Genomic DNA, 1,478 nt, shown 5'->3' with positions numbered 1-1,478 from the left:
GACGAGATAAGCAGTGCCACCAGCACGAGGTTGAAGGTGCCTAACGCTAGCACGGCGACATCAAAAACGCGGGTCAACCTGATCATAGTGTCCCCCGATACACGCCAACCGGGTGAAATAGTAGAACTGCCACGAGAGGAAGTCTATGCGGTTTGTGCCTCAGCACCCGATGATGGAAGGCTCTCCACGCAGACTGCAACAGAGTGGATACGGAAGGTCGCCTGAGGAGCCGAGGCCACTTATCCCACCACCGCTGAAGAAGCCGGGTCAGTTAAGAACCCTTGATCCATCTCAAGTGTTGGAAGCAAGTGCGACGTCAGCTTGGCCGTTCATCGCTCTTCGAGGAGGTGAGAATGATCAGGTTGATTGCAATTGGCGCGCTCGCTCTGTCTCTCGCGGTGTCGGCGCAAGCCACGCCCGTTGCTCCCGTGCTCGCGCAGCCGGACAGCATGATCACGGAAATCGCTGCTGCCTGCGGCGCTGGCAGAACTCGGGTGAACGGCGTTTGCGTGGCACGAACAACCGTTCGGCAAACCCGTCGAGCCGTCCGCAGATGTGCGACCGGAATGACCTGCTAGCCAGGCTCAAATAGAGCAGTAGTTTCTCTCTCGGTCAGCGTAGCTGATTAGGCGAAAAACGCGTCTCGACCGGTAGTGCCGTGGCCAATGAGCAGAGCCCTGCATGGATTGAAGAGCGCCGCGTGCGCGGTGCACTGGACGACGTGATCATCGTTCCGATTGCTTTGATAGCGATCGCCGCGAACAAGATCCTGCGTTTCACTATCGCGGTTTTGATGCGATTGCTCGACTATACTTTCCCTCTGGTCATGGAGATTGTCCGGCTTCCGCTTTTCGCGGCCAGGGTTCTAGGTAACCTGATCGTCGCTGTCACCGCCGGTGCGCTGGGCATCCTTCCGCTATCCGAGGCGAGGCGTCGAAAGTGGATGCTGTCAATGCGCCGTCGCTGGTCGTGGCTCCGGCGCAGAATTAGCTATCGGGCGTTCGAGCGAACCCTGCACGTTGCCTTTGCCAAAGGTATGGCGTGGGTATTTCGAAAATGTCGGCATCTCACCCCGAACACCGCATTGCTTGTAATCGTGGCTGCGGTAGCGTGGCTTCCAATCTCTTTCGGGGTCGCGACAGTGATGCATGCGGTATTGTTTGCCAAAATAGCCTCTTGGCCAGCCTGGATGCAGCTTTTGCATCCGTTGGCTACGGTGATCGCTAAGAGCAAGCTTCTGGTGTTGCCGGTATATCCGGCAGCGTGGCCGCAGGCGAAGAAAAGTTCGTTCGCTCGGCTCATGGGCAGGGCCTACGAAAACGTCCAGCGTCAGTACGTCATTAAAAAGCTAGGCTACCGTTATCGACAGGCCGATACGGTCGGCCTTGCGCTGTTTCACGGGTTGATGCGCTCAGCCTGTTTTGCGTCGCTCGCTGGATGGCTTCACAACGCGCACGTGGCCGAACATCTTGGCGTGG

The 1,478-nt window shown here is 57.8% G+C and carries 1 protein-coding gene; it reads left to right on the top strand.

The features are described 5' to 3' along the window. Positions 1–658: 658 nt before the first annotated feature. Positions 659–1,478: hypothetical protein (locus AC0L3S_RS39005; protein WP_473285263.1), on the top strand; the 820-nt coding region annotated here is incomplete at its 3' end.

It is taken from the genome of Bradyrhizobium sp. Ken01, assembly GCF_055807355.1.
This window is presented reverse-complemented; position numbering and strand designations above follow the sequence as displayed.